The following is a 24,560-nucleotide window of genomic DNA, read 5'->3' as shown; positions in this document are numbered from 1 at the left end:
GCTACCGGATGATTATTTTATTGTTCATTTTCATCGGTATAACGTTTCGCTTTATAAGCCGGATGCATCAGGTTTTCAACAGAGAAAATGTCGTCCAGCTCAGCTTCAGTCAACAAGCCGCGTTCTAGAACAACTTCCCGCACATTTTTACCGGTTTCTGCACAGATTTTACCCACGATGTCACCATTATGGTGGCCAATGAATGGGTTGAGATAGGTGACGATACCGATGGAGTTAAAGACGTAACGTTCGCAGACCTCTTTGTTGGCAGTAATACCGTTAATGCATTTTTCCAACAGGTTATAACAGGCGTTTGTCAGGATATGGATAGACTCAAACATAGCCTGACCAATCACTGGCTCCATAACGTTCAACTGGAGTTGGCCTGCTTCGGCCGCCATAGTAATGCAAGTGTCGTTACCGATCACCTTAAAACAAACCTGGTTAACGACTTCAGGGATAACCGGGTTAACTTTGGCCGGCATGATTGAAGAACCTGCCTGTAATTCTGGCAGATTGATTTCATTCAGACCAGTACGTGGGCCAGATGACAGCAAACGTAAGTCGTTGCAGATTTTTGACATCTTAACGGCCAGGCGTTTTAGCGCACTGTGCACCATCACGTAAGCGCCACAGTCAGAAGTAGCTTCGATCAGGTCTTCCGCCGGAACACAAGCCAAACCACTGATTTCAGATAATTTCTGTATTGCTAACTGTGAGTAGCCTTCTGGTGTGTTCAGCGCAGTACCGATAGCGGTGGCACCCAGGTTAACTTCCAGCAGCAATTCTGCGGTACGTTGCAGGTTCTTGGTTTCTTCTTTTAATAAGATAGCAAAGGCTTTGAATTCCTGACCCAGCGTCATTGGCACCGCATCCTGTAACTGAGTACGGCCCATTTTCAGGATTTTTTCGAATTCTTTGGATTTTCTTTCGAAACCTTCTTTTAACTGATCAATCGCCTCGATCAACTTCATGATGGAAGTATAAACCGCAATGCGGAAACCGGTTGGGTAGGCATCGTTGGTGGATTGGCATTTGTTCAGATGGTCGTTAGGGTTAAGGTATTGATACTCTCCCTTCTGGTGGCCCATCAGCTCCAGACCGATATTGGCCAGAACTTCGTTGGTGTTCATGTTTAAAGAGGTACCGGCGCCGCCTTGGAACACGTCAACCGGGAACTGATCCATACACTTCCCTTTATCCAGAACTTCATCACATGCCTGAATAATGATATCCGCGATTTTGCGTGGAATAGTGTGTAGCTCTTTGTTCGCCATTGCCGCTGCTTTTTTTACCATGACCATGCCGCGTACAAACTCTGGAACATCACTGATTTTGCTGTTACTGATATAGAAGTTTTCAATCGCACGCAGGGTATGAACACCGTAGTAAGCCTCTGCGGGGACTTCTCGTGTACCTAACAGGTCTTCTTCAATACGAATGTTATTTGACATGAGAACCTTCTCTATTGTGCTGTCTTGTTTTGTATTTGTTAATTTAATAATGCCGCCGTGAGCAATATGATGCCGCTATGAACCTTTAGTGCGGAAAGATTAACCACTCATCTTCTTGCTGACAGGATCATATGCTGCTTAGCGACAAAAAGCCTTGAACTGAGATCACTATATGGTCGGAATTAATCGAGATGATCTGATATCTGTGATTCTTCTCACAGTTAGATTAATTAGTAATAAAAGTATGGCTGCAACTTGAAAATAGAGCCAACCATCACCATTTTACTGTAGTCGACCCACGTTGAAGGGGGAGCTGACGCTGCAATCCGCTAATCGAGGGGAAATGGCGTGTTAGCATCAGCCGGGTCAAGGTTTTCATGGTATCTGTCAGGCAGGTTTACCTGATGAGGGATACTGAATGATTGGAATAAGGAGAATGCGGTGCGTTGGTTACCGTTAGCGCTGATATTTTTATTGGCATATATAGAAATATCGATATTTATCAAGGTTGCAGCTGTATTGGGTGTGTTGGTTACCCTGCTGTTGGTGATCCTTAGCTCCTGTGTGGGGATCTCTCTGGTGCGTAACCAGGGGATAAAAACCTTTATGCAGATGCAGCAAAAACTGGCTGCCGGGGAAAGCCCGGCGGCGGAGATGGTTAAAAGTGTGTCGCTGATCTTGGCTGGCTTCTTGCTGTTGATCCCCGGCTTCTTCACCGACTTCCTCGGTTTGTTGCTGCTATTACCACCGATTCAAAAATCGTTAACGCTAAAACTGATGCCACATCTGAATATTTATCGTGGTGGCGGTTTTACTCACAATGGTACTGGCCCAATGGGCGGTGGCAATACCTTTGATGGTGAGTTTCAGCGCAAAGCTGATGACCACTTCACCGTAGAGCATCATCCCGATGAGGATGATAAACCTACAGATAATCGTTTCAAAGATGAGAAGTAAGTTGTGGGCTTATTCTAATAGCCTGTTTATTAATCATAAATTTATAAAGTAAATCACAGGGCTTTCTGTGGTGGGTAGGCCACCTGGGGATGAGAATCTTCCTGCTCAGGGTGAAAAAAAGTGAAATTTTTTTTGTCGTCTCCCTTGAAGGGATGAGAGGCTGCCCCCACTTAGAATGTCACGGTATCGGTTATGAAGGCATACCGATATTAATCCTAAATCTGATACGGACCTTCTCATAGGAGAGCTATCAATGAAAATTCGTCCATTGCATGACCGCGTTATCGTCAAGCGCAAAGAAGTTGAATCCAAATCTGCTGGCGGCATCGTTCTGACTGGCACTGCAGCGGGTAAATCTACTCGTGGTGAAGTACTGGCAGTCGGCAATGGTCGCATCCTGGATAACGGCGAAATCAAGCCGCTGGATGTGAAAGTAGGCGACGTCGTTATTTTCAACGATGGTTACGGCGTGAAGTCAGAGAAGATCGACCATGAAGAAGTGTTGATCATGTCCGAAAGCGACATTCTGGCAATTGTTGAAGCGTAATTCACGCTCTCTAATCTTCTGAACTGAACGAGTTAAGGGAAATACCAATGGCAGCTAAAGACGTAAAATTCGGTAACGACGCACGCATCAAAATGCTACGCGGCGTAAACATCCTTGCTGATGCAGTGAAAGTGACCCTAGGCCCGAAAGGCCGTAACGTAGTTCTGGACAAGTCTTTTGGCTCTCCAACTATCACCAAAGATGGTGTTTCAGTTGCGCGTGAGATCGAACTGGAAGACAAGTTTGAGAACATGGGTGCACAGATGGTTAAAGAAGTTGCCTCTAAAGCGAATGACGCTGCGGGTGACGGTACCACTACTGCAACTGTATTGGCTCAATCCATTATCACTGAAGGCCTGAAAGCAGTTGCGGCCGGCATGAACCCAATGGACCTGAAGCGCGGTATCGACAAAGCAGTTATCGCTGCTGTTGAAGAGCTGAAAAAACTGTCTGTACCTTGCTCTGATTCTAAAGCTATCGCTCAGGTAGGGACTATCTCTGCCAACTCTGACTCCACCGTAGGTGAGCTTATCGCTCAAGCGATGGAAAAGGTCGGTAAAGAAGGCGTTATCACCGTTGAAGAAGGTTCAGGCCTGCAAGACGAGCTGGACGTAGTTGAAGGTATGCAGTTTGACCGTGGTTACCTGTCTCCTTACTTCATCAATAAACCAGAAACCGGTTCTATTGAACTTGAAAGCCCATTCATCCTGCTGGCTGACAAGAAAATCTCTAACATCCGTGAAATGCTGCCAGTGCTGGAAGCGGTAGCGAAAGCCGGTAAACCACTGCTGATTGTCGCAGAAGACGTTGAAGGCGAAGCCCTGGCGACCCTGGTGGTTAACACCATGCGCGGTATTGTTAAAGTTGCAGCGGTTAAAGCACCTGGCTTCGGCGACCGTCGTAAAGCTATGCTGCAAGACATCGCGACACTGACTGGTGGTACTGTTATCTCTGAAGAGATCGGTCTGGAACTGGAAAAAACCACTCTGGAAGATCTGGGTCAGGCAAAACGCGTTGTTATCAATAAAGATACCACTATCATTATCGATGGCGTAGGCGACGAAGCGTCAATCCAGGGTCGTGTTACTCAGATCCGTCAGCAAATTGAAGATGCGACTTCTGACTACGACAAAGAAAAACTGCAAGAGCGTGTCGCTAAACTGGCTGGCGGCGTTGCCGTTATCAAAGTTGGTGCCGCAACTGAAGTTGAAATGAAAGAGAAGAAAGCACGCGTTGAAGATGCTCTGCACGCAACCCGTGCGGCAGTAGAAGAAGGCGTAGTGGCTGGTGGTGGTGTTGCACTGATTCGTGCTGCATCTGCTATCACTAAATCGGGTCTGAAAGGTGATAACGAAGACCAGAACGTCGGTATCAAAGTTGCTCTGCGTGCGATGGAATCTCCACTGCGTCAGATCGTGGTTAACGCCGGTGAAGAAGCCTCTGTTATCGCGAACAACGTTAAAGCGGGTTCAGGCAGCTACGGCTACAACGCTTATACCGAAGAATACGGTGACATGATCGCGATGGGTATCTTGGATCCAACTAAAGTGACTCGTTCTGCTCTGCAGTACGCAGCCTCTATTGCTGGTCTGATGATCACTACCGAGTGCATGATCACTGACCTGCCACGTGATGACAAAGGCGGTGATATGGGCGCTGGCGGCATGGGTGGTATGGGCGGCATGGGCGGCATGATGTAATGCTGCCAACCTTTGAGCTGCCATTAGATTGGTAGCAAAAGGGACAAGCTGTTGATGAAAGCGAGTGGGGTGACCTGCTCGCTTTTGTTTTATCTATTGCCACCAAAATCTGCCATAACGCTACTCCGTGTTATCCTATACTCAGTCTTTTCTGGTTCAAATTTCGTAACCAACCATCATAAAAGCGGTTTTATTTCATTCAGTGTGATGATTGCAGGACTTTTTTTAGTCGTGGCAGTAATTTAATGTGTAAACTGTTAATCATTAACCATCAGGCTCGACATCGAGTATTTGGATAATTTCGGCAACGGATGCCTAAGCGGCAGCGGTGCTTTCTGGTAATCTTTAGCGTGATTCTCAACTTCGAATGGGGAAAAAAATGCGGATTAAAGTGTTACTTGGCCTTTCAGCAGCGCTGTTGCTGGCGGGTTGTAGCTCCACTAACCAATTAAGTTCGGCGGGTGAGCAAGTGAAATTCTCTGATACGAAGCCTGGTGCTGAATGTCAGTTGGTCGGCCAGGTGGCTGGTACTCAGAGTAACTGGTTCTCAGGTGGTGGCGGTGAAAGCAGTTCTATGCGTGGGGCAGCAAATGACCTACGTAATAAAGCAGCAGCAATGGGCGGCAACGTAATTTACGGTGCTACCAGCCCGAGCGAAACCTTCTTATCAAGCTTTGCACCACTGGATAGCAAAATGGTTGGTGAAGTTTATAAGTGCCCTTGATAGCTCAAGCAAGAATTTAAATAAAGCAGGGGATGCCATGGCATCCCCTGCTTGTTACAGCCGTCATCTTTCTGGCTGCACTCGTTACTCGGCCCATTCATGGACCTCGCCTCTACAAAGCCGCTGCAAGCCGCGTTCAAATCTGCTCCCGGCAGATTTGTCACCCGAATTATTCATCCTGCATCAATCGGAGATCCAGCGGGGTCTTGCTCGGTTCACCGCCGATTTCCCGTGCTAAACGGGGAACCAAATAACCGGATACGCGGCTTAGCAGACCTTTCATTAATAGCCGTGCTTCGTCATCATCGACCATAAAGTGAGCCGCACCTTGCACTTTATCCAGTACATGAATGTAGTAAGGCAGAATACCAGCATCAAACAAGGCATTGCTTAATGTTGCCAATACCTCGGCATCATCATTGACCCCTCGCAACAGCACACTCTGATTTAAGAGGGTTACACCCGCCCGTTTGAGCTGTGCCATACTGTCCCGCAAAGGCTGATCGATTTCATTGGCGTGGTTTATATGTGTAACCATTAGCACTTGTAATCGAGTATCACCCAGCCGCTGGCATAGCGCCGCAGTGATACGGTCAGGGATAACCACCGGTAACCGGGTATGGATGCGTAAGCGCTTGATGTGAGCTATGTTTTCCAGCTCATCCAGCAACCAACTGAGCTCGTGGTCTTTCGCCATGAGCGGGTCACCGCCGGAAAAGATGATCTCGTCTAGCTCTGGGTGCTGGCGGATATAATCCAGTGCCTGATGCCAATTGGCTTTGTTGCCTTGGTTATCCTGATAAGGGAAATGGCGGCGGAAACAATAGCGGCAATTGACGGCACAGCCGCCTTTTACCAGTAGCAGTGCGCGGTTGCGATACTTGTGCAACAAGCCGGGTACGACGCTGCGTTGTTCATCAAGCGGGTCATTGGTAAAACCGGGTACTGCGATAAACTCTTCGCGTGCGGTCAGCACCTGAAGCAATAATGGGTCAGACGGATCTCCCAGCCGCATACGCGCAACAAAAGCGCGAGGTACTCTGAGAGGGAATAAACGACGAGCCTCAATACCTTGTTGCAGGTTGGGGTGTTCATTTAAGGAAAGAATTCTTAGCAATTCGGCCGGATCAGTAATTACATCGGCGAGTTGTTGCAACCAATCTTCTCTAATTGGCATGTTTCGGGTTACAATACTTGCCATTTTTTAGGCTTAACTACCAGTTTCTTGAGGACCATTATGGCCACTTATTATAGCAACGATTTTCGTCCCGGTCTTAAAATCATGTTCGAGGGCGAGCCTTATGCAGTTGAAGCCAGCGAGTTCGTAAAACCAGGCAAAGGCCAAGCTTTTGCTCGTGTTAAGATGCGCCGCCTGCTGACCGGTTCACGCGTTGAAAAAACCTTTAAATCTACCGACTCAGCCGAAGGCGCAGACGTTAACGATTTGAACCTGACTTACCTGTACAACGACGGTGAGTTCTGGCACTTCATGAATAACGAGACTTACGAGCAGTTGCAAGCTGATGCCAAAGCCATTGGCGATAACGACAAATGGCTGATTGATCAGGCTGAATGTATCGTGACTCTGTGGAATGGTCAGCCTATCGCTGTCAGCCCACCAAACTTTGTTGAACTCGAAATCACTGACACTGACCCAGGTCTAAAAGGTGACACTGCCGGTACCGGTGGTAAGCCTGCAACTCTGAGTACCGGTGCCGTGGTCAAAGTGCCATTATTCGTACAGGTTGGCGAAGTTATCAAAGTTGATACCCGCTCTGGCGAATATGTTTCTCGCGTTAAGTAAGTCTTAATAAATAAGATGCGCTGGGAATGAAAGAAAACCGCTTAAACGCGGTTTTCTGCTATCTGGGCCTGTCGGATGTGGGTTTTATCGATAGCGCACTGTAGTGCTGTTAATTGAGTCGGAAAAAGTGCAATGCTGTTTTTTTGACTATCCTTATAAGGTGAGTAAGCCAAATGCCCTATAAGGAACCTTTATAATGTTAAAGAAAAGCATCGCCATTATTTTTTCATTGTTGGTTATCTCTTCATTGAGCGCCTGCAACACCACGAAAGGTGTTGGCAAAGATGTTCAAAGTGCAGGTAGTGCGATTGAACGTAGCGCTGAATAAACGTCTGTTTATATTCTTATCGGCGGCGATTGCCGCCGGATTTGTTTTTGATCGGCCATAATATTGCTGCTTATTATTTAGCGTGATAACGTATCCCTCTTACCTTTATGCTGTTCGGGACGACCTGGGCACGCATCTGTTTTTCGGGGACGACCCCGCCTGAGCGAGGTGGTTACCATGGCTTGGATTATTCTGGTTATTGCTGGTTTATTAGAAGTTATTTGGGCTATTGGCCTGAAGTATTCTCATGGTTTTACGCGGCTGACCCCCAGTGTTATCACTCTGGTAGCGATGGCGGTCAGTGTCTTTTTGTTGGCCTATGCCATGAAAACGTTACCGGCCGGCACGGCCTATGCGGTTTGGACCGGTATTGGTGCGGTAGGTACTGCTATTTTAGGTATTGCCCTGCTTGGGGAGTCTGCCAGTTTGGCGCGGGTGTTTAGCTTGGGGCTAATTTTAGCTGGAATTATCGGCTTGAAGTTGGCGTCATAACAAGGGATTTCCTTTAGCGCTCGCGGAATGAACAGCAGATCGGGTTATAGTTCGATCTGCTGTTACAGATTGAAGGCTAAAACACAGCATTATTACTTTTTAATCTCTGCGCTCGGCCCTTCCTGCTTAACCCATATCAACTTATCAACCGGGAAACCATAATTCCTCGCTACGGCAACCAAACGATCGCGGGTCTGAGTATCGATCGTTGGCGTACGGGATAAAATCCACAAATAATCCCGATTAGGGCCGGCAATTAAGGCATGCTGATATTTATCATCTAAATCAATGACATTATAGCCACCATAGAAAGGCCCAAAGAATGACACTTTAAGCGAGGCTTGTTGGGGGGAACCAATAAAATAGGCTTTGCCGATACTCTCCTGCCATTGCTGCTTCTGCGGGTTATAACCCCGGTTAATGACTTTTACACCACCATCATCTCGTGGCGTGTAATTAGCGCTGACCCTCTCCAATCCACGTTCAAAAGAGTGGTCCAACCGGGCTATTTCATACCAGGTGCCGAGGTAGCGAGGGAGTTGGAAGTTATCAACCACTTTCACGTCTTTAGGCGGGGTCACGCTACAGGCGACCGAGAGCAGAGTTGCAGTTAATACGGATAGTTTTGACCACAGGCGCATTGGCGTTCCTTAGTTTTCTGATAATTACTCTATGGTTGAGAATAGCTATCAGTTATCAGGGGCGCAAATAGATGAATCTGAGTTATTAGCTGAGTGCGGAAAAAAAACGGCCCGCTAAAGAGCAGGCCGCAGATTAGGCATGAATAATTACAGCGTCAGGACACCGATGATAGTGACCACACTCAGAATGGCTGCCAGACCATAGAATACCCATTTCCCGGCAGGGACATGGATTTTCAAATCATGCATGGCGTGATGGATACGGTGTAAACCGCACCACAGTGGCAGAATAATCATCAGCAGCAGGAAGATCCGGCCAATGAAACTCTGACAGAATGCCAGAATACGCTCATAACTCAACGCATCACCAGGGAAGGCACCCAGCGGCAGCAAAATGGCAACCAGCAGAATTACCGCCGGCGCAATGATTGCACTCCACATACCACCCGCGCCAAACAGACCCCAGAAGATAGGTTCATCGGAGCGTTTAGGGACTTGATTCATCTTGTTCTCCTCCGAGTTAGAGTAAGGCAACGGCCAGAATAATCGCGGTAGCCACGACAGTCACAACCCACAGTGCCTTGATAATTGGCTCTGGACCCATTTTTTCGCTATTAACGATAATATTGGCGGCTTTCGGTGCCAGTTCAAACCAGGTTTTGGTATGCAGCACAGCGGCCAATAACGTAATAATATTGATCAGTAACACCAGTGGGTTTTGCAGGAAACCAACGAAGCCTTCCCACCCCGCCGGGCCACTTTTCAACGCGAACACGCCGTAAATCAACAGAACACTGAACCATACTGTCGGAATCGATGTACCTTCGCGCACCATATAAAAGCGGTAGAAACCGAGCTTCTGCCACCAGTTTGGGGCCATGGTACGGACATAAGCTTTACGTTTAGTAGTCATTACTATCTCCCCTCCCTTATTGTGGTTTAAGCATGGCGATCATGAAGTCTTTAGCACTCTCGACCTTGCCTTGTTGGATAGCAGCAGCCGGATCAACGTGTTTCGGACAAACTTCAGAACAGTAGCCAACGAAGGTACAGCTCCAAACACCATTTTTACCGTTAAGCTGTGGCATACGCTCTTTTTTACCGTGGTCACGGTTATCTAAATTGTAACGGTGCGCCAGGGTAATAGCTGCCGGGCCGATAAACTCAGGATTCAAGCCAAACTGCGGGCAAGCGGCATAGCACAAGCCACAGTTAATACAGCCGGAGAACTGATGGTATTTCGCCATCTGAGCCGGAGTCTGCTTATTCGGGCCGTCTTGCGGTTTCCGCTCGTTACCAATAATGTAAGGCTTGATAGCTTCCAGGCTCTCAATAAAGTGAGTCATATCAACGACTAAATCACGTTCAATCGGGAAGTTACCCAGTGCTTCGACTTTCATTCCGCCAGTGTATTCGCGTAGGAAAGTCTTACAGGCAAGTTTTGGAACCTTATTGACCATCATGCCGCATGAGCCGCAAATCGCCATTCGGCAAGACCAGCGATAAGAGAGGTCCGGTGCCAGGTTATCTTTGATGTAGCCTAATGCATCAAGCAGAGAGGTCTGCTCATCGTAAGGTACTTCAAAGGTTTCGAAGTGAGGTTCGCTATCACTTTCTGGGTTATAGCGCATGACCTCCATTTTCAGGAGTTTCATATCAGTCATTCGCCTGCTCCTTATCCTTCAAATCTTTTGCATCTTGTGCGGTGGCTTCGCCACCATAAACACGTTTTGCCGGTGCCAGCTTGGTAATCTTAACGTCGCTGTATTCAAGGCGTGGGGCGCCACCCGGAGTATGGAAGGCCAGCGTGTGTTTGAGGAAATTAACATCATCACGCTCGGTGCAGCCTTCATCCAGACGCTGATGCGCGCCACGGGATTCTTTACGGTTAAGTGCAGAGTGGGCCATACATTCAGCCACATCCAAGCCGTAACCCAGCTCAATGGTGTACAGCAAGTCAGTATTGAAAACACTGGAGGTATCGGTGATTTTCACGCGTTTGAAGCGCTCTTTCAACTCGGCCAGTTTATCCACCGTTTTCTGCATCAGTTCTGGTGTGCGGTAAATACCACAACCTTCTTCCATTGACAGACCCATCTCATCGCGGATTTTAGACCAATTCTCGGTCCCTTCCTGTTTCATGAGATTACTTAGGCGGGTTTCCACATCACGGGTTTGTGCATCTAGCGCACTGCCATTTGCCGGGCCGGTTTCCATGGCACGCGCTGCTGCTTGTTCACCGGCAACACGACCAAATACCACTAACTCAGCCAGTGAGTTAGAACCTAAGCGGTTAGCGCCATGTAAGCCAACAGAAGAACATTCACCTACCGCGAACAGCCCTTTGATACGGGTTTCGCACTGTTGGTTGGTTTCGATACCACCCATGGTGTAATGCGCAGTTGGACGCACTGGGATGGGTTCTTTGACTGGGTCGACACCGACATAAGCTTTTGCCAGTTCACAGATGAACGGCAAGCGCTCAAGCAGTTTTTTCTCGCCCAAATGGCGCAGATCCAGATAGACCACATCACCACGTGGCGTGGCGATGGTGCGGCCAGCACGCCATTCATGCCAGAAGGCTTGCGAAACTTTATCGCGTGGGCCTAATTCCATGTATTTGTTTTTGGGTTCACCGAGTGGGGTTTCTGGTCCCATCCCATAATCCTGCAAATAACGGTAGCCGTCTTTATTGACCAGAATACCGCCTTCACCACGACAACCTTCGGTCATCAGGATGCCAGAACCTGGCAGGCCAGTTGGGTGATATTGCACAAATTCCATATCTCGCAGCGGAACGCCGTGGTGGAATGCCATCCCCATACCATCACCGGTAACAATACCGCCGTTGGTGTTATAACGATAAACTCGGCCTGCGCCACCGGTCGCCATGATCACCGCGTTCGCACGAATTTGTACACGGGTGCCTTCCATCATATTCATGGCAACTACGCCACGTGCCTGACCGTCATCGACCAGAATATCTAACACGAAATGCTCATCAAATCGTTGAATTTGTGGGTATTTCAAAGATGTCTGGAACAGTGTGTGCAGCATATGGAAGCCGGTTTTATCGGCAGCAAACCAGGTGCGCTCAATTTTCATCCCACCAAAGCGGCGAACGTTAACCGAGCCATCAGGTTTGCGGCTCCATGGGCAGCCCCAAATTTCCAGCTGTGCCATTTCTTGCGGGCAACTGTGGACAAAATGGTCAACAACATCTTGTTCGCATAGCCAGTCACCACCGGCTACCGTGTCGTTGAAATGATAGTCAAAGCTATCGTGGTCTTGTGTGACGGCGGCTGATCCCCCTTCGGCGGCCACAGTATGGCTACGCATCGGGTATACTTTCGAGATCAGAGCAATCTTCAGTTGGGGGTTGGCTTCCGCTGCGGCTATTGCTGCACGTAAACCAGCGCCTCCGGCCCCGATAATAGCAAGATCGGCGTTAAAGGTTTGCACTGCGCTTCTCCATTGTTCAAGTGAAATACCCTTCATACTTCAAGCTACATGTGCGTTGGCTGCTTTCATTCACCCGAATTATTGACTGGCGTCAACTCATCGGGACTCACTCAATTGCCGCCTTCCTGCAACTCGAATTATTTTGGATATCTAATTAAAATATATAATTTTAAATTATTATTAGGCTAACTTATTCGCCGTTAACCAGAATGATGGTATTAAGAATAGCTATTTCTTACTTTTTGTATGGGAATAATTATACCTAATGCTAAGTGCTATAAATTTGATGTGATCGATTGTTTTGTTTTATTTGAACCTACTCAGGCGCATTACTAGCAAAAACGTGATCCCAAACAGGATCTACTGGGCTAAAGTCTTTTTTGCAGCGTGAAATGCTGAATTCAAGCCAAAAATCGGGCTGATGAGTGACAGATTTGTCTGAGTGAGTAGATGCGAGTAGACTGCATCCCCTGTTTGATTTCGGAGTTAACCACCATGAGCGAAACGGCAAGCTGGCAGCCGAGTGCACCTATCGCCAATTTGTTGAAACGCGCAGCAATAATGGCAGAGATCCGGCGCTTTTTTGCCGATCGTGGCGTATTAGAAGTTGAAACGCCAACCATGAGCCAAGCGACAGTGACGGACGTTCATTTAGTCCCATTCCAAACCCGGTTTGTTGGCCCGGGCGCTGCCGATGGTATGACGCTGTACATGATGACCAGCCCGGAATACCACATGAAGCGCTTATTGGCGGCAGGCAGTGGATCTATCTATCAATTGGGGCGCAGTTTCCGCAATGAAGAAGCTGGCCGTCATCACAATCCTGAATTCACCATGCTGGAATGGTATCGCCCACATTATGATATGTATCGCTTAATGAATGAGGTTGATGACCTGTTGCAACAAATACTGGATTGTAATAGCGCTGAAACCTTGTCTTATCAGCAAGCATTCCTGCGCCACTTAGACATTGATCCATTGTCGGCAGATAAAGCACAATTACGTGAAGCCGCGGCAAAACTGGATTTAAGTAATATTGCCGATACAGAAGAAGATCGCGATACGCTATTGCAGCTGCTGTTTACCGTCGGAGTCGAGCCACACATTGGCCGCGATAAACCCGCCTTTGTTTATCATTTCCCCGCGTCTCAAGCTTCACTGGCGGTGATCAGCACTGAAGATCACCGAGTAGCAGAACGTTTTGAGGTTTACTTCAAAGGTATTGAGTTAGCGAATGGTTTCCATGAGCTGACTGATGGTGATGAACAACTGCAGCGTTTTGAGCAAGATAATCGCATTCGAGCCAAACGGGGTTTACCGCAGAACCCAATTGATATGAACCTAATTGCCGCCTTGAAACAGGGCTTGCCGGATTGCTCAGGAGTGGCGTTAGGTGTTGATCGTCTGGTGATGCTGGCGCTGGGGGCGGAAAGATTAGATGAGGTTATCGCATTCCCAGTAGGGCGTGCTTAATAACCCCTCGCCCTTGGCGCCGCAGCGGTGTTCGCTACGTTCACGAACCCGAATCACTTACTGATGTAAGCTCATCGGGATTAATGAACTTGCTGCCTTGCTGCAACACCAATGACTTTGGGTAATATTCCTGATTATTGGGCCTGACTCTTCACAGAGTCAGGCCATTTTTCTATCGATACGTCAACTTAACTTACAAGCTACCCGGTGTGCGGCCGCGCCCTGAAGTAATAGTGCGGCCAGCGCCACGCCCCAGTGTTTCCAGCCGAGCCTGGAAGGGTGGGAATGGCAGAGTAATGCCGTGCTCACGGTAACCGGCCAGAATCAACTGGTGGATTTCATGGCGCAGTGGCATACGATGTCCCATTTCGGCGGCGTAAATACGCAGTTCGAAAATCTGAATCCCTTGTTGAAGATCAACCAGATAGACCTCGGGTGCCGGGTTATCCAATATCAAGGTACAGCGGCGTGCAGCAGTAAGTAACACCTCAGTCACTTCCTCACTGCTGGTTTCAGCCGGAGCCGGCACTGTGAGTACCACACGGGTAATTGAATCCGACAGTGACCAGTTAATAAATTGCTCAGTAATAAATGCCTTATTCGGCACGATAATTTCTTTGCGATCCCAGTCAGAGATAGTTGTGGCACGGGTATTGATTTTGGTCACGCTACCGGTGAGATCACGTATGGTCACGGTATCGCCGATACGGATCGGTTTCTCGAACAAGATGATCAGACCAGAAACAAAGTTGGCAAAAATTTCCTGCAAACCGAACCCCAAACCTAAACCAAGTGCGGCAACCAACCATTGGAATTTCGCCCACTCGATCCCTAACATAGAGAAACCGAGCAAGCTGCCGAACAGGATCAACAGATATTTGGTGATGGTGGAGATGGCATAGCCCGTCCCCGGCGTCAGATCCAGATGCTGCAATAGCGCCAGTTCCAGTAGGGCAGGCAGGTTGCGCACTAGCTGGGTAGTCACAACCATCACTAAAATAGCGATCAGCAGTGATCCCATGGTGATCGCCTGCACCGACTCAATACCGTTAATGGTGGATGACACATCCCACAGGCGAATATTTTCCAGAAAACCAAAAGCTGAATGAATCTCAGACCACAATGCTATCACTGAAACCAAGGCGATCATCGTCAGGATCGATCGCACCAGACGTAGAGATTGGGCGCTGATCACATCCAGATCAATGACCGGTTCCTCAACATCAATGGACCCTTCGGTACTGTTATTGTGCGGCGTATCTTCTTCACCGCGGGCGCGCTGCGCCAGAATATCGGCTCGCCGCTGCTTAGCTCGGTCAAAAGCAATACGGCGGCGCTGAATCAGCATCCAACGGCGGATAATATGGTAAACCACCAACAAGAAGAACCAGATGGCAACCGAGGTTTCCAAACGCGCCAGTAGCGCCTGTGAGGTGGTGAGATAACCGAGCGCCGAGGCCAATGCTGCAATCAGTGGGGCAGATAGCAGTAGCCCCCATAACGCCACGTTAATGATGTTCTCGCCCGAGCCTTTTTTATCCAGATAGAGTGGAATACCGGCTCGTTTCAGGCTATTGGTCACCAGACTTAAGGCAACACACAGCAAAATAAAGCACAGGCGGCCCAGGGTACCAGCGAATTCACGGTCATTATAATTCTCGAATGTAATCAGTGCCATCATCAATGGGATAATCAACCACACTGACATGCGATAAAAACGCATTGCCCGCCCGACCTGCGCCGGTGACCAGCGGAAGTGGGTGATAAACAGGCCATGAGGATGTGCAAACGAGGCACTTATCATAAACAGCCACAGTACTGGCACGGTGGCAGTGACGGCATTACCAATGGCGATCGCCATCGGATATGACCAAGCGTTTTGCAGGCCATAGCCGAGCGCGGCCCACAATACTGGTAGCGGCAGCGCCATCAGAATTGACCAGAAAACGGTACGTAATGTCAGGGAGAAATGGTCTTGCGTAACCTTACCCACCCGGCTGCTAGCACGCTCCAGGAAGGCATGATAGTGGCGACGCAAGCTGATACTGAAACCGACAAACAGCAAGGCTGCGCTGATCGGTAGCAGTGTCTCTTGGCTGGTCATCATCATGACGAACGCGCCACTTAACTGCGAAAGTGTATCCAGCGACAGTAAGCGGGTCAGGTCATGGGCAACGTTAATCGGGTAAGACAGTGATATTGGGCTGACATCTGCGACCCAAAACAGATAACGGTGAGTTGCCTCGCGAACTTCACTTAGCGCATCCACCAACTGACTGTTGGCCACTTTCAACTTGGTTAATTCTAGAATCTGGGTGTCATAGCCGGACAGCAGAGAATTCAGCAATTCGCGCTGTGTGCGCCATTGAGCATCAAGGATCCGCTGCTGTTCGGTGGTGAGCGGTGTACCATCATTTTGCTTTAATTTGACATTTTGCTGCTGTAACTTCTCCAACATGTCTTCATATTGCAGACGTTGAACCCGCAACTGCGCCATATCACGATCCAGTTGCTGAGATTTCGGTACGTCAGGCAATCTTGCAACTTGTGCCCGCAGTGTTTCCCCCAGTGCGGTTGAAACGCCCAGCCACTGGGCCTGTTCACGAATAGTACTGAGAGCCTGCCGGACTTGTTGGGTTTGGGCTACCGCTTGCCGTTGTTGCGAAGAGATCAGATCAATGCGTTGCGCCTGTTGATTTAGCGCTTGGGATAGCTCGCGGTTGATTTGCAGTTGCTGGATGATTGACTCAGGTAAATCGCCCCCTTGTTCCGCCAGTAACTCGGTGCGCTCAAGTGCCTGTTCAGCCGCCTGCTGACGCTGGTTATTGAGATTATTACGTAAGGTTTGGAGCTGAGCATCAACCCGTTCTTGACGCTTTTTGTATAACTCGGCGCGCAGCCGTGACAGCTCTTGCCGGTTGTTGGCTGAGAGCTGAGAAAGCTCCAGTTCATTGGCTTTAGCCTTACGGGCCACGGCTTCTGCTTGTAGTAATGCAAACTGTGCCTGTGCGACCGGATTGGCGGGGTTACTTTGTGCCTGAAGGCGGGTGCTGATTTCAGTCAGAATTCGCCGAGCTTCTGATTGCTGCTGAGGCAACTGGCTGAGGGATTCACTGATTTCCCGCGCCCGATCCTGTTCTTGTTGCGACAGACGGCTTAATTCCAACAACTGGCTGCTGATTTGCAGCACTTGTTGTTCCAGTTCGGAGGTAGACATGTTACTGGGTACGGGCAGGGGTTTATCCCCTTCTTGCGCCAGTTCCTGGCGTAACTCGCGGGTCAGTTTGGGGAAGTCATCAATGGCTTTTTGATACTGCTGGGCGCGGATATCAGACTCTTTTGCATCCGCCAGCCAACTAAGAGCCGATTGCAGCGCCTGAACAATTTCGGTCTGATTTGGCATCCCTTTATTGGTTTCAGCCTGTTTCAGCTCTTGTCTGAGCTGATCTTCATTAGGCTGAGTTGCCGCATGCAACGGCAAAGACAGCAGCATGACAAATGACAGTAACAGGCCAAAAGAGAGTGATTTACCAAAAAATCGAGAAATTATTAGGCGCACGTAAGGGTTCCTTAACATCGATTACGTTTATACCCGTCATACTTCAAGCTGCATATGCATTGGCTGCTCTCGCTCACCCGAATCATTGACTAGCGTCAACTCATCGGGTTTATTCGCTTGCCGCCTTACTGCAACTCGAATTACTTAGGGTATAGCAGTAGGGACGGCTTCGGCTAATACTTCACCCATGCGGGTAACAGAACCACTGTTTAACTGTGGTGCTAAATAGACTTTACCTTCAGCAAACAGGTTAATCACTGTCGAGCCTAACTTAAAGCGGCCCATTTCTTGCCCTTTTTCCAGCACTACCGCGCCTTCAGTTCCTGCTTGCGGATAGGTCCATCGGCGAATCACACCTTCTCGTGGCGGGGTAATGGTGCCAGCCCAGACGGTTTCTATGCTGCCAACAATAGTGGCACCTACCAGAATTTGTGCCATCGGGCCAAAAGCGGTATCAAAGATGCAAATAACACGTTCATTACGTGCGAAGAGATTAGGCACATTAGCCGCAGTCAATGGATTGACCGAGAACAAATCACCTGGCACATAAATCATTTCGCGCAAGATACCGTCACACGGCATATGGACGCGATGGTAGTCACGTGGAGCCAGATAGGTGGTGACAAAATGGCCATTTTGGAACTCAGCAGCCAACATATAGTTACCGGCGAGTAGGGCTTCCAGCGTGTAGTTGTGGCCCTTTGCCTGCAAAATTTGCCCGTCATGAATTGCGCCTAACTGGCTAATAGCGCCGTCGGCAGGTTGGGCCAAGAGGTTTTCTTCCGCTACAACAGGGCGCACACCCGCGCGCAGTGGGCGCACAAAGAACTCATTAAACGAACGATAAGCAGAGAACTCAGGGTCCTGGGCTTCCTTCATATCAACATGGTAGTAGCGGGCAAATGCCTTGATCACCAGTTGGGTCAGCCAGCCACCTTGCTTATCTGCCCCCCAGCCTGCCAAACGAGTCAGGCCAAGTTTTGGGAGTAAATATTGTAATCTGATTTTGATACTGTCCAGCACGTAGACCTCTGGGTAAACATTAAAATTAATGAGGGGGCGCATAATACCCGTCGCCCTTCAAGATACAGGGGTGTTGGCTGCCTCACACCAGTCACTTACTTGAGTAAGCTCCTGAGGCTTCGCTCAATTGCCGCCTACCTGCATCTTGAAGTCACTGGGTATATATCTTTCTGCGCCCACAGTTTTTAGCTAAAGCATGTTCAACAGGACTATCGAGACATCATTTCTCGTCGCTATCAGATGTCTTACGCGGCTTCGCCTGTTCCATACTTTCCAGGATTCGATGGTAATTATCGAAACGCTCTTCAGCGATTTTGCCTTGTTCTACCGCTTCGCGCAGTGCACAACCGGGATCGGTGGTATGGCTGCAATCACGGAATTTGCAATGGCCGAGATAATCACGGAATTCGACAAATCCTTGAGTGATTTGTTCCGGTGCCAGATGCCAGAGGCCAAATTCACGCACCCCCGGTGAGTCAATCACATCGCCGCCTTGCTGGAAATGATATAAGCGGGCTGCGGTGGTGGTGTGCTGACCCAGACCTGAATTACCCGATACCGTATTGACCAGAATTTCGTTATCCGTTGGTGGTAACAGGGCATTCAGCAGGCTGGATTTACCCACGCCGGACTGACCGGCAAAGATACTGATGCGCCCAGCCAGTGCCTTTTCAAAGGCTTCCATCCCTTCACGGGTTTGACTTGAGACTTCCAGCACGTTGTAGCCAATGCGACGGTAAATCTCCATCATGCCATCAACGAATTTACGGCCATCGGCATCCAGTAAATCGATTTTGTTCAACACAATTAACGGTTCGACTTCCAGTGTTTCACAGGCCACCAGATAGCGATCGATAATATTAAGAGAAAGTTCAGGTAAGATCGCCGAAACGATCACGATCTGATCGATATTTGCGGCGATCGGTTTCACGCCGTCGTACAGATCAGGGCGTGTCAGCACGGATGTACGCTCATGTACGGCTTCGACAATGCCTTTAACCCGCACACCTTCCTGAGCTTGCAAGCCTGGGCGCCAGACCACACGGTCACCGGTAACCAGTGATTTAATGGTACGGCGGATGTTACAACGGTGTTGAACACCATCGGTGGCTTCGACATCGGCGTGCTGGCCGAAACGACTGATTACGATACCTTCTTGCGCATCGCCAAGCTGAGAGTCATCTAACTCAGGTTTTCTATCAGTGCGTAGCCGACGCTGATGGTTTGCCTGCACACGGCGTTGTTGACCTTTCGACAGTTTATTCTTACTCACTGCGCCTCACTTGAATCTGCATTAATACCCTTCATACTTGAAGCCGCTGGGGCTACTCGCTTCACTCCCCCGCATCGGTGTAATCTTATCGGGATTCGTTTGCTTGCTACCTACCTGCAACGCCAATTTCTTTGGGTATATCGCTGGTTGCGACCAAAAGGGCTATGATACACATTATTTTATCAATTAACCGTTTGTTCGGTAGTCTCACCCGCTAACAGGCAGGAAATATTATGGCAGAGAATCAAAATAATCTGATCTGGATCGATCTGGAAATGACCGGTCTTGATCCTGAGCGCGATCGGATCATTGAGATAGCCACTCTGGTCACCGATGCTAATCTCAATATTCTAGCCGAAGGCCCAGTATTGGCGGTTCATCAGTCGGATGAACAGCTTGGGCTTATGGATGAATGGAATGTGCGTACCCATACCGGCAGTGGTTTGGTGGAACGGGTTAAAGCCAGCCCATTTAGTGATAGTGATGCTGAATTACAAACCATTGAATTCTTGAAACAGTGGGTTCCAGCGGGCGCTTCACCTATCTGTGGTAACAGTGTGGGCCAAGACCGCCGCTTCCTGTTCCGTTATATGCCAGAGCTTGAAGCTTATTTCCACTACCGCTATCTGGATGTCAGCACGCTAAAAGAGCTGGCACGCCGCTGGAAACCAGAGATTCTGCCGGGTTTCAAAAAACAAAATACCCATCAAGCACTAGACGATATCCGTGAATCTGTGGCTGAGCTTGCCTATTACCGCGAGCATTTTATTCAATCTTGATCCCCTGCGGCCTTGAAGTAGCAGGGGTGTTAGCTGCGTTAGCTCACCCGAATCACTGACTGCCCGTTGACCTTAAAATAAATAGACTCATCGGGATGCGTTTGCTGGCAGCCTACCTGCTACTCCAATGACTTTGGGGTTTTGTTGCGGCCTTGAAGCAGCAGGGATAGTCGCGCTTACACTCCTGCTGTTTCAATAACTTTAGGTATATACTTTGCCCGGCGCTGGTAAAAACGCCACATTGCTGTTTTAATCGTCACTTGAACCAAAAAATGATTTTTTTGCTTTTAGGGGCTTGCGGCAAAACGGATTTCTCGTATAATGCGCACCCCGTACCGATGAAGAATTCGCAAACATGCGCAGACCGATTTAGTACGAGTTAAGTGTAGAAAACGTTGTAAAAAGTAAGACGGCACCAAGCGGGAATAGCTCAGTTGGTAGAGCACGACCTTGCCAAGGTCGGGGTCGCGAGTTCGAGTCTCGTTTCCCGCTCCAATCTTTAACCATAAAGATAGTGACCGGCAGTACAGCAGCTTTAGTTCAGAAGTCAGAAATATAAGTGATACGTTGTTATGACGTATGGCAGCGACGCGGGAATAGCTCAGTTGGTAGAGCACGACCTTGCCAAGGTCGGGGTCGCGAGTTCGAGTCTCGTTTCCCGCTCCAAAATTTATTTCTGAATAAGCAGTAAATATCAAATGCTGTCACATACAGCAGGGTGCAAAAGCATCTCAATGCGGGAATAGCTCAGTTGGTAGAGCACGACCTTGCCAAGGTCGGGGTCGCGAGTTCGAGTCTCGTTTCCCGCTCCAAAATTTTTATTCAATTCTATTATTTTTATCCACAGCTACATAACGCGCCATGCCGCGTTGTACATACAATGTATTAACTTCGTCAACAGACTTATCCACAGATTCTGCTTTTTTTATATCCAGCTCATATTTTATCCACTGCGCAACCCTCTTTCATATCTCTTTGATTTAGCGATATATATTTTTCTGTGAAAACGTTATACCGATCACTTGCGCTTTTTTTCGCACTTGATTGCCAAGGTGTTTTTATTTTTATGCACAGGAAAACTCCGAGTTCATTCATTATAAAAATACATAAAAAAAAGCCATACCAAACAGCATATAGTTTCAGGTAAAGGGGGATATCAGGCATCCCGTGGTAGGCCTTTCTCAATAGCCCGCACCAGCCTTTTTTTCTGTGGCGATTGAACATCCACAATCAGTGTAGACCGTCTTTTCAATTGTTGTGAGATTGACCACTCAATATGTTCATCTAACATTGGATCAATCCCGCGGCGCGCTTCCAGTGCCAATACGATACTGTCGAGATAGGGGGCATTGCCCAGTGCGACCGAGATATTACGTAGCCAGCGTAGGTGACCAATGCGGCGGATGGCTGAACCTTCCGTAACCCGCAAAAATTTCTCTTCATTCCAGGCAAATAAATCCAATAACTGTGGCGTGTGTAGCACGGCGCGTGGGCTGAAATCTTCCTCATCAGTTAATTGTGAGAAGCGGTTCCAGGGGCAGATAAGCTGACAATCATCACAGCCATAAATACGATTTCCCATTAGTGGACGAAATTCTTCTGGTATCGCCCCTTCAAGTTCAATGGTCAGGTAGGAGATACAGCGGCGAGCATCAACGGTATAGGGTGCAACGATAGCGCCGGTCGGGCAGGTGGTGATACAGGCAACGCAACGGCCACATTGCTCCTCTTGCGGCTTATCAATCGGCAGCGGCAGATCAATTAGTAATTCGCCAAGAAAGAACCAGGAACCCGCATCACGATTTAAAATCAGTGAGTGCTTACCAACCCAGCCAATCCCTGCTTTTGCAGCTAATGACCGCTCCATAATGGGGGCAGAATCGACAAATGGGCGGAAATTGATGTCACCGTGAGCCTGCTCCAGACAGTAACTCTGAATCATATCGCCCAATCTTTTCAGCCGCTGGCGCAGCAATTTATGATAATCACGGCCCAGCGCATAGCGACTGACATAACCTAACTTAGCATTGTTCAATGTGCTGGCAAATGCAGCCTTGGCAGGGAGATAATTCATCCGCACGCTAATCACCCGTAAGGTTCCGGGTAATAATTCATGGGGCCGCGCGCGCAGCATACCGTGGCGAGCCATCCAGGCCATCTCGCCATGATATTGTTTATCAAGCCAAGTTTGTAACCGCGGTTCTTCCGCAGACAAATCCGTATCGCAGATACTGACTTGCTGGAAACCTAGCGATTGCCCCCATTGCTTGATATGTTGGGCTAATTGATTCAGATCGAGGGGGTGTGCCATGACGGACCATAGTAAGAAACAAATCGGTGTCAGCTTACCACACTCTGTTTTTTCTGCGGACTGGGTACGCCAGAACGAGGTCGTGGCCGCGGCACACTTTTCTCTAACGTTGTTTGATCTGATGGTCAGAGCGGGCGATGCGGCCTTTGAACTGGCGCGTAAACAGTACCCAGCGGCGCGTCACTGGTTGATATTGTGTGGCCACGGTAATAATGGTGGCGATGGTTATATCGTTGCGAATCGGGCATTAGCCGCGGGGCTGAATGTTACGCTTATTGCCTGCCCCGGCAATCGGCCATTACCCGCACAAGCGCATCAGGCGCAATCCCAATGGTTGGCGGCAGGTGGCATAATTCACCAGCCTGAGACACCGTGGCCACAACATGTTGATTTGATTATTGATGCATTGTTGGGTATTGGCCTGCGAGCGGCACCGCAAGGCGTTTATGCTACGCTGATTGACACCGCGAATCGCCATCGGGCCGCAAAGATTGCCTTGGATATTCCTTCTGGACTCAGTGCCGACAGTGGTGCTGCTCTCGGATCGGTTATTCGCGCAGACCACACCCTGACTTTTGTCGCGCTGAAACCGGGTTTGCTCACCGGTCAGGCCCGTGATTGGGTGGGGCATTTACACTGCAATGACTTGGGGCTGACAGCATGGCTGCTCACTCAACCGCTACAAATTGAGCGAATGACCGCAGATCACCTACCGCAATGGCTACAGCCACGCCGCCCTTGTGCTCATAAAGGGGAACATGGCCGATTGTTGCTGGTGGGCGGAGATAAAGGGCTGGGAGGTGCGATTCGCATGGCCGGTGAAGCCGCTCTGCGCAGTGGGGCTGGCTTAGTGCGAGTGCTCACTCAAATTGAGCATGTGGCACCGATTCTGGCGGCAAGGCCAGAGTTGATGGTACAAGAGTTAACGCCGGAAACTCTTGAACAAGGTATTGGCTGGGCTGATGTCCTGGTTGTCGGTCCAGGGTTAGGGCAGTCCGATTGGGGCCGGAATGCTCTGAATTTATTGCAACAAAGTGATAAACCAGCATTATGGGACGCAGATGCGCTCAACTTGCTGGCATTAAATCCACATAGGCGTCAGAATCGGGTATTGACCCCACATCCAGGGGAAGCTGCTCGTCTGCTTGGTTGCCGCGTCGCTGATATTGAGAGTGACCGCTTACTTTCGGCCCGAAACATCGTTAAACAATATGGTGGTGTGGTGGTATTGAAAGGTGCTGGTACCCTGATTGCCAGTGAGCAGGGCGAGATGGCGATCGCTGATGTTGGTAATGCAGGGATGGCCTCCGGCGGCATGGGGGATATTCTGTCCGGTATTATTGGTAGTTTGATAGCACAAAAGCTGGTGCTGTATGATGCTGCCTGTGCAGGTTGTGTCGTGCATGGCGTTGCCGCAGACAAACTGGCTGAAGTTCAAGGCACCCGGGGTTTACTGGCAACAGATTTACTGTCAGTTATTCCGAAGTACGTTAATCCTGAGTTAGCAAGATAGATATCACAGAATGAAAGAACTCGTTTTACCTCTGCCTGATGAGGCAGCGACCGTTGCATTAGGGGCTAGTTTGGCCCATGCCTTCAATGGTGCTAGCGTTATTTATCTGTTCGGTGACTTAGGTGCCGGAAAAACAACTTTCAGCCGCGGCTTCCTTCAGGCCCTTGGCCACATTGGTCATGTTAAAAGCCCTACTTATACCTTGGTTGAACCTTATGCGTTAATTCCAAGACCGGTTTACCATTTTGACCTATATCGTCTGGCGGACCCTGAGGAGCTGGAGTTTATGGGTATTCGTGATTATTTCGATGAGCGGGCAATTTGCCTGGTGGAATGGCCACAGCAAGGTGAGGGGTTCTTACCTCGGGCCGATATAGAGTTACATTTGGCGTATCAGGCTGAAGGGCGTGAAGCCCGTCTGGTTGCCCTTTCTGATGCGGGTGCGGATGTATTGCGCCGTTTAGCTGCTGTGCAAGGATAATTTGATAATGATGCATAGCTTGATGCTAATAAATCGCTA

Annotated in this window: 22 protein-coding genes and 3 tRNA genes; 14 read left to right on the top strand and 11 right to left on the bottom strand. The window is 49.0% G+C overall.

Annotated elements, in window-relative coordinates:
• Nucleotides 1–17: 17 nt before the first annotated feature.
• Nucleotides 18–1,454: an aspartate ammonia-lyase gene (aspA, locus tag V1955_RS20085; RefSeq protein ID WP_372557810.1), complete on the bottom strand. Its 1,437-nt coding sequence runs from the start codon at nucleotides 1,452–1,454 to the stop codon at nucleotides 18–20.
• Between the two features lie 441 nt (nucleotides 1,455–1,895).
• On the opposite strand from aspA, the gene V1955_RS20080 reads away from it, so the two are divergent.
• From V1955_RS20080 to V1955_RS20065, 4 genes are all read left to right on the top strand, one after another.
• Nucleotides 1,896–2,411, top strand: a complete 516-nt coding sequence (locus tag V1955_RS20080; protein ID WP_083161007.1) for an FxsA family protein — start codon at nucleotides 1,896–1,898, stop codon at nucleotides 2,409–2,411.
• 253 nt (nucleotides 2,412–2,664) lie between these two features.
• Nucleotides 2,665–2,958: a co-chaperone GroES gene (locus V1955_RS20075; RefSeq protein WP_048618980.1), complete on the top strand. Its 294-nt coding sequence runs from the start codon at nucleotides 2,665–2,667 to the stop codon at nucleotides 2,956–2,958.
• A 47-nt stretch (nucleotides 2,959–3,005) separates the two neighbouring features.
• Entirely contained in the window at nucleotides 3,006–4,658 is a 1,653-nt protein-coding gene (gene groL, locus V1955_RS20070) for a chaperonin GroEL (protein WP_083161005.1), read from the top strand.
• Nucleotides 4,659–5,037: 379 nt separating this feature from the next.
• Nucleotides 5,038–5,382, top strand: coding sequence for a DUF4156 domain-containing protein (locus V1955_RS20065; protein WP_032906818.1), 345 nt, complete (start codon nucleotides 5,038–5,040; stop codon nucleotides 5,380–5,382).
• A gap of 169 nt (nucleotides 5,383–5,551) precedes the next feature.
• Here the strand turns inward: V1955_RS20065 and epmB are convergent, their stop codons facing one another.
• On the bottom strand, nucleotides 5,552–6,583 hold the full coding sequence (gene epmB, locus V1955_RS20060; RefSeq protein ID WP_372568570.1) for an EF-P beta-lysylation protein EpmB: 1,032 nt from the start codon (nucleotides 6,581–6,583) through the stop codon (nucleotides 5,552–5,554).
• Nucleotides 6,584–6,619: 36 nt separating this feature from the next.
• On the opposite strand from epmB, the gene efp reads away from it, so the two are divergent.
• The 3 genes from efp to sugE all read left to right on the top strand — a co-directional run bounded on the left by efp (nucleotide 6,620) and on the right by sugE (nucleotide 8,006).
• Nucleotides 6,620–7,186 (top strand): elongation factor P, encoded by a 567-nt coding sequence (gene efp, locus V1955_RS20055; RefSeq protein WP_083161001.1) that lies wholly within the window; start codon nucleotides 6,620–6,622, stop codon nucleotides 7,184–7,186.
• A 196-nt stretch (nucleotides 7,187–7,382) separates the two neighbouring features.
• Complete coding sequence (locus V1955_RS20050; protein ID WP_004392446.1) at nucleotides 7,383–7,514, top strand: entericidin A/B family lipoprotein; 132 nt, start codon at nucleotides 7,383–7,385, stop codon at nucleotides 7,512–7,514.
• A 177-nt stretch (nucleotides 7,515–7,691) separates the two neighbouring features.
• A complete protein-coding gene (sugE, locus tag V1955_RS20045) occupies nucleotides 7,692–8,006 on the top strand; it encodes a quaternary ammonium compound efflux SMR transporter SugE (protein WP_083160999.1) in 315 nt (104 codons plus the stop codon).
• 92 nt (nucleotides 8,007–8,098) lie between these two features.
• Here sugE and blc read toward each other — a convergent pair whose 3' ends face one another.
• The 5 genes from blc to frdA form a co-directional block, all read right to left on the bottom strand.
• A complete protein-coding gene (gene blc / locus V1955_RS20040; RefSeq protein ID WP_083160997.1) occupies nucleotides 8,099–8,647 on the bottom strand; it encodes an outer membrane lipoprotein Blc in 549 nt (182 codons plus the stop codon).
• A gap of 147 nt (nucleotides 8,648–8,794) precedes the next feature.
• A complete protein-coding gene (frdD, locus tag V1955_RS20035; RefSeq protein ID WP_042568697.1) occupies nucleotides 8,795–9,151 on the bottom strand; it encodes a fumarate reductase subunit FrdD in 357 nt (118 codons plus the stop codon).
• Nucleotides 9,152–9,167: 16 nt separating this feature from the next.
• A complete protein-coding gene (gene frdC, locus V1955_RS20030; protein WP_083160993.1) occupies nucleotides 9,168–9,560 on the bottom strand; it encodes a fumarate reductase subunit FrdC in 393 nt (130 codons plus the stop codon).
• Nucleotides 9,561–9,576: 16 nt separating this feature from the next.
• Nucleotides 9,577–10,311: a succinate dehydrogenase/fumarate reductase iron-sulfur subunit gene (locus V1955_RS20025; RefSeq protein ID WP_032906821.1), complete on the bottom strand. Its 735-nt coding sequence runs from the start codon at nucleotides 10,309–10,311 to the stop codon at nucleotides 9,577–9,579.
• Entirely contained in the window at nucleotides 10,304–12,109 is a 1,806-nt protein-coding gene (frdA, locus tag V1955_RS20020) for a fumarate reductase (quinol) flavoprotein subunit (protein ID WP_083160991.1), read from the bottom strand. Before frdA ends, V1955_RS20025 begins: the two co-directional genes overlap by 8 nt.
• Before the next feature lie 495 nt (nucleotides 12,110–12,604).
• Here frdA and epmA point away from each other — a divergent pair, with 495 nt between their 5' ends.
• A complete protein-coding gene (epmA, locus tag V1955_RS20015; protein WP_083160989.1) occupies nucleotides 12,605–13,582 on the top strand; it encodes an elongation factor P--(R)-beta-lysine ligase in 978 nt (325 codons plus the stop codon).
• Nucleotides 13,583–13,775: 193 nt separating this feature from the next.
• Here epmA and mscM read toward each other — a convergent pair whose 3' ends face one another.
• From mscM to rsgA, 3 genes are all read right to left on the bottom strand, one after another.
• A complete protein-coding gene (gene mscM, locus V1955_RS20010; RefSeq protein WP_442821320.1) occupies nucleotides 13,776–17,159 on the bottom strand; it encodes a miniconductance mechanosensitive channel MscM in 3,384 nt (1,127 codons plus the stop codon).
• 126 nt (nucleotides 17,160–17,285) lie between these two features.
• Nucleotides 17,286–18,164: an archaetidylserine decarboxylase gene (gene asd, locus V1955_RS20005; protein WP_083163920.1), complete on the bottom strand. Its 879-nt coding sequence runs from the start codon at nucleotides 18,162–18,164 to the stop codon at nucleotides 17,286–17,288.
• Between the two features lie 220 nt (nucleotides 18,165–18,384).
• Entirely contained in the window at nucleotides 18,385–19,437 is a 1,053-nt protein-coding gene (rsgA, locus tag V1955_RS20000) for a small ribosomal subunit biogenesis GTPase RsgA (protein ID WP_005187493.1), read from the bottom strand.
• Between the two features lie 233 nt (nucleotides 19,438–19,670).
• Here rsgA and orn point away from each other — a divergent pair, with 233 nt between their 5' ends.
• The 4 genes from orn (at nucleotide 19,671) to V1955_RS19980 (ending at nucleotide 21,028) form a co-directional block, all read left to right on the top strand.
• Nucleotides 19,671–20,216 carry an oligoribonuclease gene (orn, locus tag V1955_RS19995; RefSeq protein WP_005187496.1) on the top strand — a complete coding sequence of 182 codons (546 nt, stop codon included), beginning with the start codon at nucleotides 19,671–19,673 and terminating at the stop codon, nucleotides 20,214–20,216.
• 419 nt (nucleotides 20,217–20,635) lie between these two features.
• A tRNA-Gly gene (locus V1955_RS19990) sits at nucleotides 20,636–20,711 on the top strand.
• 95 nt (nucleotides 20,712–20,806) lie between these two features.
• Nucleotides 20,807–20,882, top strand: a tRNA-Gly gene (locus V1955_RS19985).
• A 70-nt stretch (nucleotides 20,883–20,952) separates the two neighbouring features.
• Nucleotides 20,953–21,028: transfer RNA gene (locus tag V1955_RS19980), tRNA-Gly, on the top strand.
• Between the two features lie 344 nt (nucleotides 21,029–21,372).
• Here the strand turns inward: V1955_RS19980 and queG are convergent.
• Complete coding sequence (queG, locus tag V1955_RS19975) at nucleotides 21,373–22,527, bottom strand: tRNA epoxyqueuosine(34) reductase QueG (RefSeq protein ID WP_372568571.1); 1,155 nt, start codon at nucleotides 22,525–22,527, stop codon at nucleotides 21,373–21,375.
• Between queG and nnr the strand changes: the two genes are divergently transcribed.
• Both nnr and tsaE read left to right on the top strand, forming a co-directional pair.
• Nucleotides 22,526–24,040: a bifunctional ADP-dependent NAD(P)H-hydrate dehydratase/NAD(P)H-hydrate epimerase gene (gene nnr, locus V1955_RS19970; RefSeq protein ID WP_442821319.1), complete on the top strand. Its 1,515-nt coding sequence runs from the start codon at nucleotides 22,526–22,528 to the stop codon at nucleotides 24,038–24,040. The genes queG and nnr overlap by 2 nt on opposite strands.
• A 10-nt stretch (nucleotides 24,041–24,050) precedes the next feature.
• Nucleotides 24,051–24,521 carry a tRNA (adenosine(37)-N6)-threonylcarbamoyltransferase complex ATPase subunit type 1 TsaE gene (tsaE, locus tag V1955_RS19965; RefSeq protein WP_442821318.1) on the top strand — a complete coding sequence of 157 codons (471 nt, stop codon included), beginning with the start codon at nucleotides 24,051–24,053 and terminating at the stop codon, nucleotides 24,519–24,521.
• The last annotated feature ends 39 nt before the right edge of the window (nucleotides 24,522–24,560 follow it).

The organism is Yersinia sp. 2545 StPb PI (genome assembly GCF_052217125.1).
Taxonomy (GTDB): domain Bacteria; phylum Pseudomonadota; class Gammaproteobacteria; order Enterobacterales; family Enterobacteriaceae; genus Yersinia; species Yersinia enterocolitica_E.
Note: the sequence above shows the minus strand (reverse complement) of the source record. Positions and strands in the feature narration are given on the sequence as shown.